Genomic DNA, 14,923 nt, shown 5'->3' on the forward strand with positions numbered 1-14,923 from the left:
AAGCAGCAAGAGCAAAAATATCGCTGCAAGGGTAACCCTCTGCAGCGATATTTTCATGAAAAAACGTTTATATTTACCTATGCGAGCCGTCTTTATAGTGAGCGATCACCTTTTGAGACGGCCTCTTATTATTATTGCATATGGACGCCGGTGCCTGTGATTTAGGTCCAAGCCCAGAAGAAGCCGTCCCGGTCCCAGGCGATTCTTCCTCTGTGCTGCTTGCGGAAGGCTTTCTTCACTTCCTTCTCCAGCGAGGCATTTCCGTTCTCGTTCACGAAGATGTACTGCTCGCCAAAATGCTGCTTCACATGCTCAATCGCTTCTTCCTGGCGCAGCATCCCTCTAAACTTAATCTCGTTAACCATCCATTCCGCGATTTGCTGCTCGGTTGTTGTATCCGCGTTCTCCACTTTATGCATAACCTCCCGAAGTGCCTAATTATGTTATTATACCACTTGCGCTTGAGCTCAACCGCAAATGAATCAAAAGGGGCTGTCCCCAAAGTCATTTAAGACTTTTGGGACAGCCCCTTAGCATTTACCGTTGGATGGGTTCGATCCGGTAGGAACCGTCTGCGCCGCTCATCGGTTCAATCGACCAGCCGAAGGACAACGCCGTCTTCACGCGCTCCAGCTGCTCTGGCGTCAGCGCTGCCGTTACGGCTTCCTGTCCGGCTTCCAGCTCGAGCTTAGGCTCTTCGCCAAAGGCGACCCAAATCCAGCTGCGGATGCCGCGCACGGTATTGTACTTGATCTGGTAGCCGTTGCGGACGGCTGCTTCGAACGTCTCGGGCTCTTTTTGAGCAAAAGCCGCCAGATCGCTGTAATTAAATTCAAACATGCTATCGTCCGTCGGAAGATCGTCTCCAGCCTTAATTCTTGCAATAATCTCGTCATCGGACCAGCCATGCCCCTTGCGCAAAGACTCCACAAGTAATGCATCCCATTGCGACAGCTTCACGATATTCGTCATTGGTTTTCAGCCTCCCTTAGCTTCACTCTCTTGAAATTCTTACGGCAATGCAACCCAATGCCCGGGGCTTACTTCGCGAAGCACCGCGGCTTCTTCAGCCGCAGCGTCCGGCGTATAGATCACCCGTTCAACTACGGCACGAGGATCCGGTACCGGAATCGCGGACAGCAGCGCCTTCGTATACGGATGAAGCGGATTCTCGTATAGCTCATCGCTGTCTGCAACTTCCACCAAGCGTCCATGGTACATCACGCCAATCCGGTCGGAAATATGCCGAACCATCGACAGGTCATGGGCAATAAACAGATACGTCAGGCCAAATTCGGCCTGTAAATCTTCAAGCATGTTAACAACCTGTGCTTGTACGGATACGTCGAGAGCCGAGATCGGCTCATCGCAGACCACAAAATCCGGGCGCACCGACAAAGCGCGGGCAATCGAGATCCGCTGGCGTTGACCGCCGCTGAACTCATGCGGGTAACGGTACAGATGCTCGCGCTTAAGACCTACTTTCTCGAGCAGCGCAGCAACCGTTTCCTTCCGCTCCTCTGCATCCTTGTACAGGCCGTGAATGTTCATCGGCTCGCCGATGAGATCAAGCACGCTCATACCGGGATTAAGCGACGAATACGGATCCTGGAAAATCGATTGAATCCGCCGGCGGAAAGGCTTGAGCTGCTTCTCGCCAAGCCTCGCCAGATCCTGGCCGTCGAACTTAACGGTCCCGTCCGTGTAATCGTAGAGCCGCAGGATACAGCGGCCAACCGTGGATTTGCCGCTGCCGGACTCGCCAACAAGACCAAAGGTCTCGCCTTTGTTGATCTGGAAGCTGACGCCGTCAACGGCCTTGAGCACCTCGGATGTACGTCCCCAGGTATCGCGGCTCTTCACAAAATGCTTCTTCAGCTGCTGGACGTCTACCAGCACCTTCTTATCCTCTGACATGTGCAGCGCTCCCTTCAAGCTCCGGATGGCGCGCTAGTTCGGCTTGAACCTCGGCATCGTTCAGCCAGCAGAGGGCGCGGTGGCCTTCGCCGATCTGGAAATGCGGCGGAAGCTCTGCGCATTTGGGCATCGCATGCGGGCAGCGTTCCATAAACGGACAGCCCGGCGGAGGGTCGAGCAGATCGGGCGGCGAGCCTTCAATCGGCACCAGCCGCTCGCGCGAACCGCCTTGCCGCTGCGGAACCGAACGAAGCAGCCCTTGGGTGTAAGGATGCTTGGAGTTATAGAAAATATCTTCTACCGTGCCTTCCTCCATCACCATTCCGCCGTACATAACAATTACGCGGCTGCACACCTGAGCGACTACGCCCAGGTCATGGGTGATAAGAGCGATAGATGCGCTAGTCTTATCCTTCAATTCCTTCAGCAGATCAAGAATCTGCGCCTGAATCGTCACGTCGAGAGCCGTTGTTGGCTCATCGGCGATAAGAAGCTCCGGCTGGCAGGATAACGCCATCGCAATCATAACGCGCTGACGCATGCCGCCGCTGAATTCATGCGGGTATTGCCGGACGCGGCGCTCAGGCTCGTTAATGCCAACCTGGCGCAGCATCTCAATCGCTTCTTTCAAAGCGGCTTCCTTGCTAAGTCCGCGATGCCGGCGGATAACCTCCGTCATCTGTTCGCCAATCTTCTTAACGGGGTTAAGCGACGTCATCGGATCCTGGAACACCATGGCGATCCGGTTGCCGCGAATCTGGCGCCATTTGCGCTCGGGTAAGCCGTTTAGCCTCTCGCCGGCAAACGTAATATCGCCGCTGATAATCTCGCCGGGAGACGGGATCATGGCCATGATCGCTTTGGCGGTGACGCTTTTGCCGCTGCCGGATTCGCCCACGATGCCGATCGTCTCGCCTTGATCAATATGGAGGCTGACGCCGCGAACCGCTTTATTTTCTCCGCTGCGGGTATGGAATGATACTTGTAGGTTATTGACGGTTAGCAGCCTGTCTGCCATCTAACGTTCACTCCTCTCGGAAGTGCGCGGGCAAGGGGGGACCTAACGTCCCTTTTACCGCTTGCCAAGCTTCGGTTCGAAGCCAACGCGCAAGATATCGCCTAGAATATTAAAGCTGAGCACGGTCAGCAGAATAAATAAACCCGGGAACAACGCAAGGTAAGGCGCCTGCGCGATATAGCCCTGCGCATTGTTCAGCATGCTTCCCCAAGTCGCGTTTGGAGCCTGTACCCCAAATCCGAGGAAGCTGAGGGTCGATTCCATCATAATCGCGGAAGCCACGTTGTTCGTTGCGCCGACGATAATGACCGGAACCAGGCTTGGGAAGATATGACGGATAATAATGCCCAAGTGATTCTGACCGGAGGCTTTCGCATACAGCACGTATTCGCGCTCCAGAAGCGTCATCGTCTCGGCCCGTATGATACGGGACATGTTCATCCACATCAGAAGCCCGATAATAAAGACGATACTGGTCAGGTTCGGCTTCAGGAACACGCTGAGCAAGAGCATGAGCAGGAAGGTCGGAATAGACAAAATGACTTCCAGCAAACGCATCAGCAGGTTATCGATCCAGCCGCCGAAGTAGCCGCTGACCACCCCAACGATCGTGCCGATCGTGGTAGCCAGAATCATTGCGGAGAAGCCGACCATCAGGGAGACGCGTCCGCCGTACAAGGCACGGGCGAAGTAATCGCGGCCGTAGTCGTCGGTTCCGAACCAGTGCGCGGAGCTTGGCGACTTCAGGCGCTGCAAGGCATCCAGCGCGTTGGGATCTTTAGGGGAGAGAAAAGCAAAGATCGCTCCCAGTATAAAAATAACGAGAATCGCGATTGCGACGATCCCCATTTTGCTTCGAACGAGCTCGAGGCCCGCATTTCGCCATTTGGTCCGATTCATGAGCTCACCTCGTTGATTTGATTCTCGGATCGGCGAATCCGTATAAAATATCCGCAAGCAAGTTCCCGATGATCAGGAATAAAGCGGAGAACAGCGTAATGCCCATAATAACGGGATAATCCATCCCTCTGACGGCCGTCATGCCAAGCGAGCCGATGCCCGGCCAGGAAAAGACGGTCTCCGTTACGATTGCGCCGGTAACCAGATCCGCCATAGACATGCCAAGCAGCGTAATGACCGGCAGCAGAACATGCTTCATCACATGCCGGAACAGGACTTGCCTGCGCGTTGCGCCAAACGCGTACTGAATTTGAACGTAATCTTCTTTCAACTGGCCGATTGTGCTGGAACGAATGTAACGCACGTAGACCGACAGGAAGCCGAAGGCAAGTACCGAACATGGCAGAATGCCGTGCTTGATAACATCCCAAGGAGATTCGACGCCAATCGTCCGCATGCCCATAATCGGAAGCCAGTGCAGTTCAATTGCAAATAAGTAGATAAGTAAAATAGCCAGGTAGAACAAGGGTACCGAGATGCCGATATAAGAAATCAGGTTAATGATCTTGTCCTGCCAGCGGTTACGGTTCGCTCCGGCAGTCAGGCCAAGCGGAATAGCAATCAGAACGGCCAGCGCGATGGCGCTGCCCATCAGACCCGCGGTTGCCGGCAGACGATCAAGAATTTGATCCATAACCGGCTGGTGGTTGATGAGCGAGTAGCCCAGATTGCCCTGGAACAGCTCTTTCACCCACAGCAGATATTGAATATAAGCAGGCTTGTCCAGCCCGAGATTATGCCGAATGCGTTCGATATCCTCGGGATGCATGTTTGGCGTCACGAAGGATAGAACAGGGTCTCCAGGAGCCAGCTTGATTAAGGCAAAGCAGGCGATCGAGACGAAGAACAAGAGCGGAATCGTCTGCAGTAAGCGTCTAGCGATGAGTTGTCTCATACGATTGTCTCCTATGCTGTTTACGGCAAAAAATAACTGGGTAACCCCCAATGTCATTAAGCTCGTTTCATTGAATGACATCGGGGTAGCCCCAGCTACTTTTTGCCTATATCCATATTCAATTTGGAATTACCACAATAGAATTTAAAATTCTATTTGGCGATAAAACCTACCACTAAACGCGGTCGCTCATCTTCGAATGACCTCGATTGAGGTTTTCTCATTTCATGTAGAGCTTGGACGGATCTTCGAAGATAACGACTGGCTTCAGAACAGCCTCATCCAGACCGCCGAAACGTTTGTCGATGGCTACGATTGTTTTCGTGTAGCCGACAGGGTAGATAACCGCGTCATCCGCGATTGTTTTTTGCAGCTGATCGTAAGCCTCGCCGCGTTTCGTTGCGTCCGCTTCGCCAGCGCCTTGGTCGAACAGCTTGTCTACTTCAGGATTGGAGTAGCGAGCGTAGTTGGAGTTCGAACCCGTTGTATAAAGGATACGGTAAGCATCCGGGTCATAACCCATGATGTAGCCTGCATAGGACAGCTCATAGTCTTTCGATTTCAGGTCAGTGAACTTCTGGCCGTACGCCGAAGCGTCCATGCTTTGCAGTTCAACCGTGATGCCGACAGCTTTCAGCTTTTGCTGAATGTACAGGGAAGCAGCCTCTTGCGCTTTGTTGCCGCTCGATACGATGAAGCGAAGCTTCAGGTTGCTTTCGCCGGCGGAAGCCAGCAGTTCTTTTGCTTTTGTTACGTCGTTGTCATAAGAAGTAACTTCGTTGTTGTGGAACAGACCATCCGGTGTTACGAACGATTTCGCCGGGTCAGCATAGTCGCTCGAGCCGTATACCGTTTGGATCAGCTCTTCGCGGTTCAGGGCGTAAGAGATCGCTTGACGAACTTCTTTTTTCTTCAGAGCGCCAGTGTCGCTGTCTTCATTGAAGAGCAGGTAAGCCAGACGGCCTTCGGAGTAAGCTTGAATGTCGAAGTTGCCCGTGCTTTCAATTGTGGATACGTCTTGCGGATCCAGGTATTTCACGTTAATCTCGCCGTTCTGCAGAGCCAGGTTCGCCGCATTCGCGTCTTTCGCTACACGGTAAGTGATCGAATCCAGATGCGGTTTGCCTGCGAAGTAGTTATCGAAACGCTCAAGCGTTACATACTCGCCTGTTTTGTACTCTTTGAATTTGAAGGCACCGGAACCAACTGGCGCGTTGTTTTTCGTGCTTTTCTCGATGTTCGCTTCGCCTTGGAAAATATGCTTAGGAATCGGAGTCAATTGCACGAGCGTTGCTTCGAACGCCGGGTTCACTTGCGGAAGTTGGAATTCAACGGTTATATCATCGACTTTCACGGCCTTGATTGGCTTGCCGCCGATGATCAGGTTCTCGCGGAAGAAGCTGTTTTGCTTCTCGTCGAGAATCGAGTCGAACGTGAAGACAACGTCGTCAGCCGTCAGCGGCTGTCCGTCATGCCAAGTCAGACCGCTTTTCAGTTTCAACGTATATGTCAGGTTGTCAGCCGAAGGCTCAAGGCTGTCAGCCAGGTAGAAGGTTTTCTTGCCGTTGTTCACTTGGAACAATGGAGCGTACAGAGCTTGGTCGATAGTCAGGCTGACGCGGTCGCCTGCGTAAATCGGGTTAAGTATAACGGGATCGGCTTGTACACCAAGAATCAGGTTGCCGCCGTCTTTCGCTTGATCGGCTGCTGCCGTGTTCGAAGGCGATGCTTCGGAGTTATTGCTTGCACTATTGCCGTTATTGTTGCCGCTGCAAGCGCTAATGACTACTGCTAGAATAATGAGGGTAAGTAAAGCGGGAATGCTTTTGCGCATGAATCCATCCTCCAGTTTTGTCAGAGCTGTTTTCTAATACCACTAATATTACATCGGATTACTCGGAATTACAATCTTTTTATTATATTTCTCTCATTATGCTCCTAAATCATAGCATTGTCGATGCAAGGAAGAACCTGTTATGGCGGGATATGACAAGGTTTCCCTTATATTAGGCGATGTTATTCATAAATTTAATGTAACCTTTACAGAGGCGGAAACGTTTGTAATGGTGAGCAAGGTTTACGAAGCAAGAATTGCTCCGCAATTCTTTAAGCTAATGCTTACGAAGCAAGAATTGCTCCGCAATTCTTTTTAGGAGGTTCCAGAAAATGAAGAAGAATAAGAACATCACGACCAAATTGACCGTCCTGCTGAGCAGCACCGTACTTGCGGCTTGCTTGTTATCGGCCTGCAGCGACAACAACTCCAATACGAATGCTAGTCCAACGCCAAGCGCAACGGTATCGGCATCTCCCGAGCCAACCGAATCGCCGGACGCCGTAACCAAACAAGCACAAGGTGTATTTGTCGGTCTGGCCGACTCCCATACGGTTGAAATTACAGTGGACGGCGAGGCGGCGTCCTATCAGCTTGGAGAGGGAACGGATGAAGCGGCAAACGCTCTGAAGGAAGGCGATGCCGTAAGCTTTGAATATATGGAAGAAGCCGTTGAAGGCGATGCGACAGCCAAGCTGCTGACCATCACGAAGATCGAGAAGGCAGCCGGAGATAAGCCTGGGCACATGGAGCTTCCTGCGACGAAGGACTTCAAGTTCCAGCTCGAGGGCAATGAAGAGACCCGTACGGGAACGCTTGCGAAGGGCGACGGCTACGCGCTGTATATCTTCGAGCAGTTCAAATTCGATGCGGCTGCAGGCAAGCTGATCATGAACGTCGACAACAACTATTATGTCGAGATCAGCAAGCTGCCGGAAGGCTTCAAGCTCGATAAGATTAAGGCAGACGCGGAGAAAGAGCTTGCATCCGTGGGCGATGTGCAGACCATTGATCCGAAGGACTCAAGCTCGACGATCGACGATTACGATCTGATGCTCAAAGCGGCAAGCAATAAGCTGACGAAGGAAGTTATCGTGAAGACGGTAGACGGCACAAGCTTTATGTTTAAAGTGAATCAGCCGGTAGGCGAGCCGACAGAAGGCTTTGGACCACTGGCATTCGCGTCGATGGGTTCCATTGTTAGCCAGTAATTAGAATCTTCTATTATAAAAGAGCAGCATCCGGGAAGCACTATGCTCCTTGGGTGCTGCTCTTCATGTTGCAATCGTATTCATTTCCGTGTAGAATACGCCCAAGTCAAGGTATTTTTACCTAGAAGGCGAAGGGTGGGTGTGGATGGATTACCATATAGACATCGAATTTAAACCGCTGAACGAAGCGATCAGTAGTTTGCATACCTATATTTGCCGAAAATCGCATAAGAAGCTCGATCTTTCACCAAGCTGGGCGCAGGAAACCCGCATCAAGCTGACGCCGGATTTGGCCGAATGGCTGGATCGGCTAGCTATTGATCAGGAATGGAAGTATGCGTTTCTGCTTGTTCATTTGTGTCCGGAATCCGATGTTCCGGCCTTTGTGAATTGGCTGTCCAAGCACAGCACGGGTGATCTGTATGAAAGGATATCACCGTACAGCAGCAGCTTTCCGGTAGATATGAATGCGTTTAGAGATAAGCTCCTCAGACTGTTCACCATGTGGCAGGAGCAATATTTCGGGCATATCAGCCCGCAAATATTGAGCAGCCTCGAGGGAGTTGCGGCGGAGAGAAAGAACGCCAAGTCAACACTGCCAGCCTGGCAGTTCATAGACGAGACGACAAATGGACTTATATTTGAGCCTATTCCCAATTTAAGCAAGCTTGTGCTTATTCCGCAGTATCATTTTCAGCCCATTAACGTGATATCGCACTTTAATCAGATAACGCTTTGCTACTACTCCGCGAGAGTGGATCTTAGCGAGGAAGATTTTTTATCCGCCCATGATTATCGCATCTTAAGAAGCTTGGGGGAGAAGAGCAGACTGAAGATCCTGCGTTATCTGCATCAAGGCCCAAGAACTTTTATAGAAATTCATCGCCATTTAAAGCTGTCCAAAGGAATTACGCATGATCATATTACGAAACTTCGGAGCGCGGGACTGATTCATGCCCATTTCGAAGGCGAGAACTTGACGGTATACAGCTTGCGTGCCGGAGCGCTTGATCGTCTGCAACATGCTATTATGGATTATATAACCGGAAAATAGCCACTTGGAAATGCCGCCATCCCCGAAAAGGGGGTGGCGGCATTTTTGTTATTTCCTGTATTTCTTCGTAAAAAGAAATATTTTTTAGTTCTCTCTTTACAGAACTGTCTCGACTTTCTATAATAAGGACTAAAGATTCCAATTCATAGTCGTTTAATCGGAATTAATCGGATATCAGTATTGTACATTATGGGAGGGTATTTATGAAAAAGTTAACTTTAGCCACAACATCCGTCGTGCTTGCCGGCACCTTGCTCCTAGCTGCTTGCTCCGATAATAGCGGCGATGGCGGTAACCAGGCTCCTGCGAACTCGCCGACATCCAGCAACACCAACGTTCAAGCTGGCGGTAATAACGCAAGCTCTGCACCGCAAGGCTCCGCGGACACGATCCTTGCCAGCGATATCAGCAAGCTGCCTGATCAAGCGAAGAAGCGGACGGATACGATTATCGTCGGACTCACCGACCCAAGCGGTGCATTTACTCCTTATTTCCAACAAAGCGGCTATGACGGAAACGTCTCTTCGCTTCTCTATACCCCGCTTGTTACCGTGGATGATAAAGGCGCTCCTCAGCCAGGACTGGCGGAGAAATGGGAAGTATCGCCTGACAGCTTGACCTATACGTTCCACCTGCGCAAGGATCTGAAATTCAGTGACGGCTCTCCGCTTACAAGCGATGACGTAGCGTTCACGTGGACGATCCTGAATGACAAGTCGTATGACGGTGACTCGCAGGTTAACACGCTGGGTATTAAAGGAAGCGCGGCTTACAAAGACGGAAGCGCGACTTCTATCGAAGGCATCAAAGTGGTTGATCCGCAGACCATCTCTGTTACTTTGGAGAAGCCTAATGCGGCTGCGCTTGTCCTGCTTGGTTCCGATGTTCTGTCCAAGGCTTATTACGGCAAGGACTACAAGCAAGGCGATCTGGGCTATATGAAGCAGCTTAGCTCGAAGCCGATTGGCACTGGCCCGTACAAGCTGGAGAAATTCCTTCCAGGCCAAGAGGTTCGTTTCACGGCTAATGACAACTATTACGGCGAGAAGCCAAAGACTAAGAATTTCATCTACAAAACATCCGAGGGCGATACATGGCAATACCTCGAGACAGGTGAGGTTGACTATGCGTCCTTCAGCGCTACTACCGAAAATATAGACAAGCTGAAGTCGCTCGGTTTCGTGAATATCGTTCCCTATACGCCAAGCACTTATAGCTTCCTGCAGCTCAACTTCGAGCATAAGGCGCTTCAGGATAAAAAGGTACGCCAAGCTTTGACTTACGGCTTAGACCGTCAAAGCATCTACGTCGATGCCAACCAAGGTGCTGGTGTTGTCGCTAATATTCCATCTTCGCCAATCTCGTGGGCCTATACGGAAGATAACATTAACCCATACAAATTCGACACGGAAAAAGCGAAGTCGCTTCTCGATGAAGCCGGTTGGACCGTTGGTGCAGGCGGCATTCGCGAAAAAGACGGTGAGAAGTTGAAGATTCATTACCTTGGCTCTAAGAGCAAGAACACGGATATCTTCATCGCGGTTGCCAAAGAAGACTTCGCTGCGCTCGGTATTGAGTTTGAACCAGAAGTATTCGCCGATTTCAACTCGCTGTCCTCTAAGGTAGAAGGCGGAGACTATGACATGGTATCCTTCTCGACCCCTCTCTTGACGGATCCTTCCGACGGTTTGTTGCAATTTGTAGACGGCGAGATTAAAGGCTACAATAATCCGAAGTTCAAGGAGCTGTACGAGAAAGGTCTTGCTACTACCGACATCGAAGAACGCAAGGCGATTTACAAAGAAATTTTCCAGCTGCTTAACGATGATCTGCCGGTTATCTTTACCAATTACAAGAAAAGTGTTTATGCTTATAACGCAAGAATTGAGAACCTGTCCCTCAGCCCATTCTACGGGCTGGCGTCAAGCCTGCCGAATTGGAACCTGAAGTAAAAATAATGTCCCCTGCCCGGAGCAAATGCCGGGCAGGGGATGTGAGGTTAAGGAGCCGATATGAGCACTTATTTCGTGAAGAGATTGACCTACATGGCCATTATATTGCTCGCCGCTTCCTTTCTGATCTTTAGCTTGTACGCCTTGACGCCGGGTGATTTCATCACAGGCAATATTAAATTAACCCCGGAACGCAAGGCGGAGCTGCGGGAAATTTACGGGCTTAGCAAGCCATTGATGGAGCGGTATCTCACTTGGATGACGAATGCTATACATGGAGACTTCGGCTATTCCCTTGCCCAGCAGAAGCCGGTGCTCACCTTGTTCAATCAATACATCTGGAACTCGTTCCTGCTTGCGGTTGTTTCTACCTTCTTTACTTGGCTGATTGCCGTTGTGGTTGGAGTAATCGCCGCTTATAAACAATATTCCTGGTTTGATACGCTGGTGATGGTGCTAATCTTTGCCGCGATGTCCATCCCATCCTTCTTCATTGGATTATTCCTGATTAAGGTGCTTGCCGTTGATTTGAAGTGGCTGCCGCCGGGAGGAATGATTACGACGGGGAGCAACGCCCAGGGATTTGCCTATGTGAAGGAAGTTATTCACCATATGACGCTTCCGGTCATCGTTATGACGCTGCTTGGCGTTGGCTCGCTGACGCGTTACTTCCGCAGCAATATGATTGACGTCATTAAACAGGACTATATACGAACTGCCCGGGCAAAAGGGTTGACCGAGCGCAAGGTGTTATTCACTCACGCCCTTCGCAATGCCCTGCTGCCTGCCATTACGCTGGTGGGCTTCGAGCTTCCGGCTTTGTTCGGCGGGTCTCTTATTATTGAGAAGATCTTTAACTGGCCGGGCATCGGACAACTGTATATGCAGTCATTCGGACTGCGCGATTATCCGCTGCTTATGGGCTTTACGATGTTTATCGCCGTGCTGACGGTAATCGGAACACTATTGTCCGACATTCTGTATCATCTCGCGGATCCGCGGGTGAAGCTGTAGGAAGGGAGGACTTATAGATGACGATTGCTAGTGGTGAAACGGCTCAGGGAATAAACGTCAATAAAAATCAATCACAAGTAAGGTCTTCGTTGTGGCGGCAATCCTTCCGGAGACTTGTACGCAATAAATTGGCGATAACGGGATTTGCTGTTGTCGTGATCATGTTTTTGGCTTGTTTTATCGGCCCCTTCTTCTCGCCTTATACGGATAACAAGATCAATATGGCGTTAATGAATCACGCCCCGAATGCCAAGCACTGGCTTGGCACCGATACGCTTGGACGGGACGTGCTGACCCGTGTGCTGCAGGCGGGGAGAATCTCGCTTACGGTGGGACTTGCTTCGATGGTATTGTCCGTCTTCATCGGTACCCTGCTTGGCATTATTGCCGGTTACTATCGAGGTGTTGTCGACCAGCTCATTATGAGGCTGGCTGACTTGCTGCTGACGATACCAAGCCTTCCGCTTCTATTCATTATCGGTGCCTTGCTGTCTGAGTGGAAGGTACCGCCGGACTACCGGATGTATATCGTTATGCTGATGCTGAGTGTCGTCAGTTGGCCGGGATTAGCCCGGATGATCAGGGGCCAGATGTTGTCCTTGCGCGAGCGGGAGTTCATGCAGGCGACGATCGTGCTGGGCCTCAGCGATAGACGGAAGCTGTTCCGGCATCTGCTGCCGAATCTTGTTCCGCTTATTATCGTTATTGCAACGCTCAATATCGGCGGTGCGATATTGAGCGAATCGGTGCTTAGCTTCTTCGGCTTGGGCGTTATGCCTCCAACGCCGACATGGGGCAATATGATTGATGCCGCGAATAACATGATTGATTTCCAGGAGCGGCCATGGCTGTGGGTACCGCCAGGCTTGTCCATTTTTGCGACTGTCATTGCCATCAATATATTTGGTGACGGCCTGCGCGATGTGCTGGATCCGAAACAGAAAAGGTAGGTGAGCTTCTATCATGAAGGATTTGCTATCCATTGATCATCTCCAGACCTTCTTCAAGACGGAAGCCGGAACTGTCCGTGCCGTGGACGATGTCAGCCTGCGGATCAAGCCGGGCGAGACGGTCTGTATCGTAGGGGAATCTGGCAGCGGAAAAAGCATCACCGCCATGTCAGTCATGGGACTTATCGGGAATGCGGGCGGCAAGGTAGAGGGCGGCAGTATCCAGTTCCAGGATCGCGACCTGCTTAAGCTGTCCCGTAACGAGCTTCGTACCATACGCGGACATGAAATCGCGATGATCTTCCAAGAGCCGATGTCTTCGCTTAATCCGGTTCTGAAGATCGGCGAGCAAGTGATTGAGCCGCTGATGGAGCATCTGAAGCTGAGCAGGAAGGCGGCACGTAAGCGTGCAATTGAGCTGATTAAGCAAGTGGGTATTTCCAGGGCGGAGCAGATTGTCGATGCGTATCCGCATGAATTAAGCGGCGGCATGCTGCAGCGCGTCATGATTGCCATGGCGATCTCCTGCGAGCCTAAGCTGCTTATTGCCGACGAACCAACTACGGCGCTCGACGTTACGATTCAGGCACAAATCCTGGATTTGCTTCGCAGCCTGAAGGAAGAGAGCGGGATGTCTATTCTGCTCATTACTCATGATCTGGGCGTGGTGGCCGAAATGGCCGATTACGTAGCCGTCATGTACGCCGGCAAGATCGTTGAGCAAGGTGAAGTAGAGGCGATTTTCGCGAATCCGAAGCATCCTTATACGAAGGGGCTGCTGCGTTCGAAGCCGATCATGAATCAGCTGCAGGATGAGCTGTATTCCATTCCCGGACAAGTACCGAACCCGCTCGAGCTGACGGAGTCGTGCTACTTCCATGACCGGTGCGAGCAATGCATGGCCATTTGCCGGACCAAGCAGCCGGAGCTTATCCCAGTAGGCGATTCGCAGCAAGCGGCTTGCTGGCTGTATGAGGAGGAGAAGCAGTATGCCTGAAGCGTTGCTGGAAGTGCGCAATCTGAAAAAGTATTTTCCCATTCAGTCCGGGCTTCTGAATCGGACGGTTGGTCACGTAAAGGCCGTTGATGACCTCAGCTTCACGATCCGCAAAGGCGAGACCTTTGGTCTTGTGGGCGAGTCGGGCAGCGGCAAGAGCACGGTTGGCCGTTCGATTGTCCGCCTGACCGAGAAGACCTCGGGCGACGTCCTGTTCAAAGGAACGGATATCTACTCGCTTCCGAAGGATGAGCTTCGTCAATTGCGGCCGGCTCTGCAGTTGATCTTCCAGGATCCGTACAGCTCGTTGAATCCGCGGGTGCGCGTCGGCGATGCGATCGGCGAGGCGCTTATTGATCATCAGCTGGCAGACACGTCGGAGATTCGTAATCGGGTGCTGGAGGTACTGGAGTTATGCGGTCTGTCTGATTATCACATTGATCGTCTTCCGCATGAGTTCTCGGGCGGCCAGCGTCAGAGGATCGGGATAGCCCGTGCGCTTGCGCTTAATCCGGAGCTTATCATTGCCGATGAGCCGGTGTCTGCGCTGGACGTATCGATTCAGGCTCAGATCATCAACCTATTCCGTAAGCTTCAGGAAACAAACGGATTATCTTATTTGTTTATCTCCCATGATCTAAGCGTTGTTGAGCACCTGTGTACGCGGATCGGCGTTATGTATCTGGGCTCCATGGTCGAGACGGGGACGAGGGAGGAATTGTTCCTCCGTCCGCAGCATCCGTATACGAAAGCGCTGCTGTCAGCGGTTCCTGTTCCTATTCCGAAGCTGAAGAGGGAACGCATTGTGCTCAGCGGCGATATCCCGAATCCGGCTAATCCGCCATCCGGCTGCAAGTTCCATACCCGCTGCCCGTTTGCAACGGAGCGCTGCAAGGAAGAGGTGCCGGCCCTTCGGACCATTGGCACCGATCATATGGTGGCTTGCCATCTGGTTTAAATAGTAGAAAAGGACTCTTTCGACGGTTATTGTAACGATAACCGCCGAGCGAGTCCTTTTTACTTATTAGAGGAGAATCCGGAGAGTGTACTCCGAATTCAGCTTAGGGCGGCAATGCTACATTGGAATATATCCAATATAATGGGCTCCCCATGCACCGGTC

14 protein-coding genes are annotated in these 14,923 nt (G+C 51.5%); 7 read left to right on the forward strand and 7 right to left on the reverse strand.

The window, feature by feature from the left end; translation table 11 throughout:
* Positions 1-161: 161 nt before the first annotated feature.
* The 7 genes from M3194_RS22965 to M3194_RS22995 form a co-directional block, all read right to left on the reverse strand.
* Positions 162-419 (reverse strand): DUF6953 family protein, encoded by a 258-nt coding sequence (locus tag M3194_RS22965; protein WP_251656424.1) that lies wholly within the window; start codon positions 417-419, stop codon positions 162-164.
* Between the two features lie 118 nt (positions 420-537).
* Complete coding sequence (locus M3194_RS22970) at positions 538-972, reverse strand: hypothetical protein (RefSeq protein ID WP_251656425.1); 435 nt, start codon at positions 970-972, stop codon at positions 538-540.
* Between the two features lie 39 nt (positions 973-1,011).
* Positions 1,012-1,917: an ABC transporter ATP-binding protein gene (locus M3194_RS22975; protein ID WP_251656426.1), complete on the reverse strand. Its 906-nt coding sequence runs from the start codon at positions 1,915-1,917 to the stop codon at positions 1,012-1,014.
* Entirely contained in the window at positions 1,904-2,935 is a 1,032-nt protein-coding gene (locus tag M3194_RS22980; RefSeq protein ID WP_251656427.1) for an ABC transporter ATP-binding protein, read from the reverse strand. The genes M3194_RS22975 and M3194_RS22980 overlap by 14 nt, the downstream gene beginning before the upstream one ends.
* Positions 2,936-2,989: 54 nt before the next feature.
* Entirely contained in the window at positions 2,990-3,835 is an 846-nt protein-coding gene (locus tag M3194_RS22985) for an ABC transporter permease (RefSeq protein WP_251656428.1), read from the reverse strand.
* 4 nt (positions 3,836-3,839) lie between these two features.
* On the reverse strand, positions 3,840-4,790 hold the full coding sequence (locus M3194_RS22990) for an ABC transporter permease (RefSeq protein WP_251656429.1): 951 nt from the start codon (positions 4,788-4,790) through the stop codon (positions 3,840-3,842).
* A gap of 220 nt (positions 4,791-5,010) precedes the next feature.
* Positions 5,011-6,624 (reverse strand): ABC transporter substrate-binding protein, encoded by a 1,614-nt coding sequence (locus M3194_RS22995; protein WP_251656430.1) that lies wholly within the window; start codon positions 6,622-6,624, stop codon positions 5,011-5,013.
* Between the two features lie 332 nt (positions 6,625-6,956).
* On the opposite strand from M3194_RS22995, the gene M3194_RS23000 reads away from it, so the two are divergent.
* From M3194_RS23000 to M3194_RS23030, 7 genes are all read left to right on the forward strand, one after another.
* On the forward strand, positions 6,957-7,835 hold the full coding sequence (locus M3194_RS23000; RefSeq protein ID WP_251656431.1) for a hypothetical protein: 879 nt from the start codon (positions 6,957-6,959) through the stop codon (positions 7,833-7,835).
* Positions 7,836-7,980: 145 nt separating this feature from the next.
* On the forward strand, positions 7,981-8,889 hold the full coding sequence (locus tag M3194_RS23005; protein WP_251656432.1) for an ArsR/SmtB family transcription factor: 909 nt from the start codon (positions 7,981-7,983) through the stop codon (positions 8,887-8,889).
* Positions 8,890-9,092: 203 nt separating this feature from the next.
* A complete protein-coding gene (locus M3194_RS23010; RefSeq protein WP_251656433.1) occupies positions 9,093-10,841 on the forward strand; it encodes an ABC transporter substrate-binding protein in 1,749 nt (582 codons plus the stop codon).
* A gap of 60 nt (positions 10,842-10,901) precedes the next feature.
* Positions 10,902-11,855 carry an ABC transporter permease gene (locus tag M3194_RS23015; protein ID WP_251656434.1) on the forward strand — a complete coding sequence of 318 codons (954 nt, stop codon included), beginning with the start codon at positions 10,902-10,904 and terminating at the stop codon, positions 11,853-11,855.
* A gap of 17 nt (positions 11,856-11,872) precedes the next feature.
* Complete coding sequence (gene opp4C, locus M3194_RS23020; protein WP_251656435.1) at positions 11,873-12,805, forward strand: oligopeptide ABC transporter permease; 933 nt, start codon at positions 11,873-11,875, stop codon at positions 12,803-12,805.
* Between the two features lie 13 nt (positions 12,806-12,818).
* Positions 12,819-13,802: an ABC transporter ATP-binding protein gene (locus M3194_RS23025; protein WP_251656436.1), complete on the forward strand. Its 984-nt coding sequence runs from the start codon at positions 12,819-12,821 to the stop codon at positions 13,800-13,802.
* Entirely contained in the window at positions 13,795-14,760 is a 966-nt protein-coding gene (locus M3194_RS23030) for an ABC transporter ATP-binding protein (protein WP_251656437.1), read from the forward strand. Before M3194_RS23025 ends, M3194_RS23030 begins: the two co-directional genes overlap by 8 nt.
* Positions 14,761-14,923 lie beyond the last annotated feature (163 nt).

Source organism: Paenibacillus glycanilyticus, from assembly GCF_023715145.1.
In the GTDB taxonomy this organism is placed as follows: Bacteria; Bacillota; Bacilli; order Paenibacillales; family Paenibacillaceae; genus Pristimantibacillus; species Pristimantibacillus glycanilyticus_A.

What these genes read in the sequence shown, in the direction of transcription:
- M3194_RS22965 (WP_251656424.1), bottom strand. Translation starts at nt 419, where the DNA reads ATGCATAAAGTGGAGAACGCGGATACAACAACCGAGCAGCAAATCGCG.
- M3194_RS22970 (WP_251656425.1), bottom strand. Translation starts at nt 972, where the DNA reads ATGACGAATATCGTGAAGCTGTCGCAATGGGATGCATTACTTGTGGAG.
- M3194_RS22975 (WP_251656426.1), bottom strand. Translation starts at nt 1,917, where the DNA reads ATGTCAGAGGATAAGAAGGTGCTGGTAGACGTCCAGCAGCTGAAGAAG.
- M3194_RS22980 (WP_251656427.1), bottom strand. Translation starts at nt 2,935, where the DNA reads ATGGCAGACAGGCTGCTAACCGTCAATAACCTACAAGTATCATTCCAT.
- M3194_RS22985 (WP_251656428.1), bottom strand. Translation starts at nt 3,835, where the DNA reads ATGAATCGGACCAAATGGCGAAATGCGGGCCTCGAGCTCGTTCGAAGC.
- M3194_RS22990 (WP_251656429.1), bottom strand. Translation starts at nt 4,790, where the DNA reads ATGAGACAACTCATCGCTAGACGCTTACTGCAGACGATTCCGCTCTTG.
- M3194_RS22995 (WP_251656430.1), bottom strand. Translation starts at nt 6,624, where the DNA reads ATGCGCAAAAGCATTCCCGCTTTACTTACCCTCATTATTCTAGCAGTA.
- M3194_RS23000 (WP_251656431.1), top strand. Translation starts at nt 6,957, where the DNA reads ATGAAGAAGAATAAGAACATCACGACCAAATTGACCGTCCTGCTGAGC.
- M3194_RS23005 (WP_251656432.1), top strand. Translation starts at nt 7,981, where the DNA reads ATGGATTACCATATAGACATCGAATTTAAACCGCTGAACGAAGCGATC.
- M3194_RS23010 (WP_251656433.1), top strand. Translation starts at nt 9,093, where the DNA reads ATGAAAAAGTTAACTTTAGCCACAACATCCGTCGTGCTTGCCGGCACC.
- M3194_RS23015 (WP_251656434.1), top strand. Translation starts at nt 10,902, where the DNA reads ATGAGCACTTATTTCGTGAAGAGATTGACCTACATGGCCATTATATTG.
- opp4C (WP_251656435.1), top strand. Translation starts at nt 11,873, where the DNA reads ATGACGATTGCTAGTGGTGAAACGGCTCAGGGAATAAACGTCAATAAA.
- M3194_RS23025 (WP_251656436.1), top strand. Translation starts at nt 12,819, where the DNA reads ATGAAGGATTTGCTATCCATTGATCATCTCCAGACCTTCTTCAAGACG.
- M3194_RS23030 (WP_251656437.1), top strand. Translation starts at nt 13,795, where the DNA reads ATGCCTGAAGCGTTGCTGGAAGTGCGCAATCTGAAAAAGTATTTTCCC.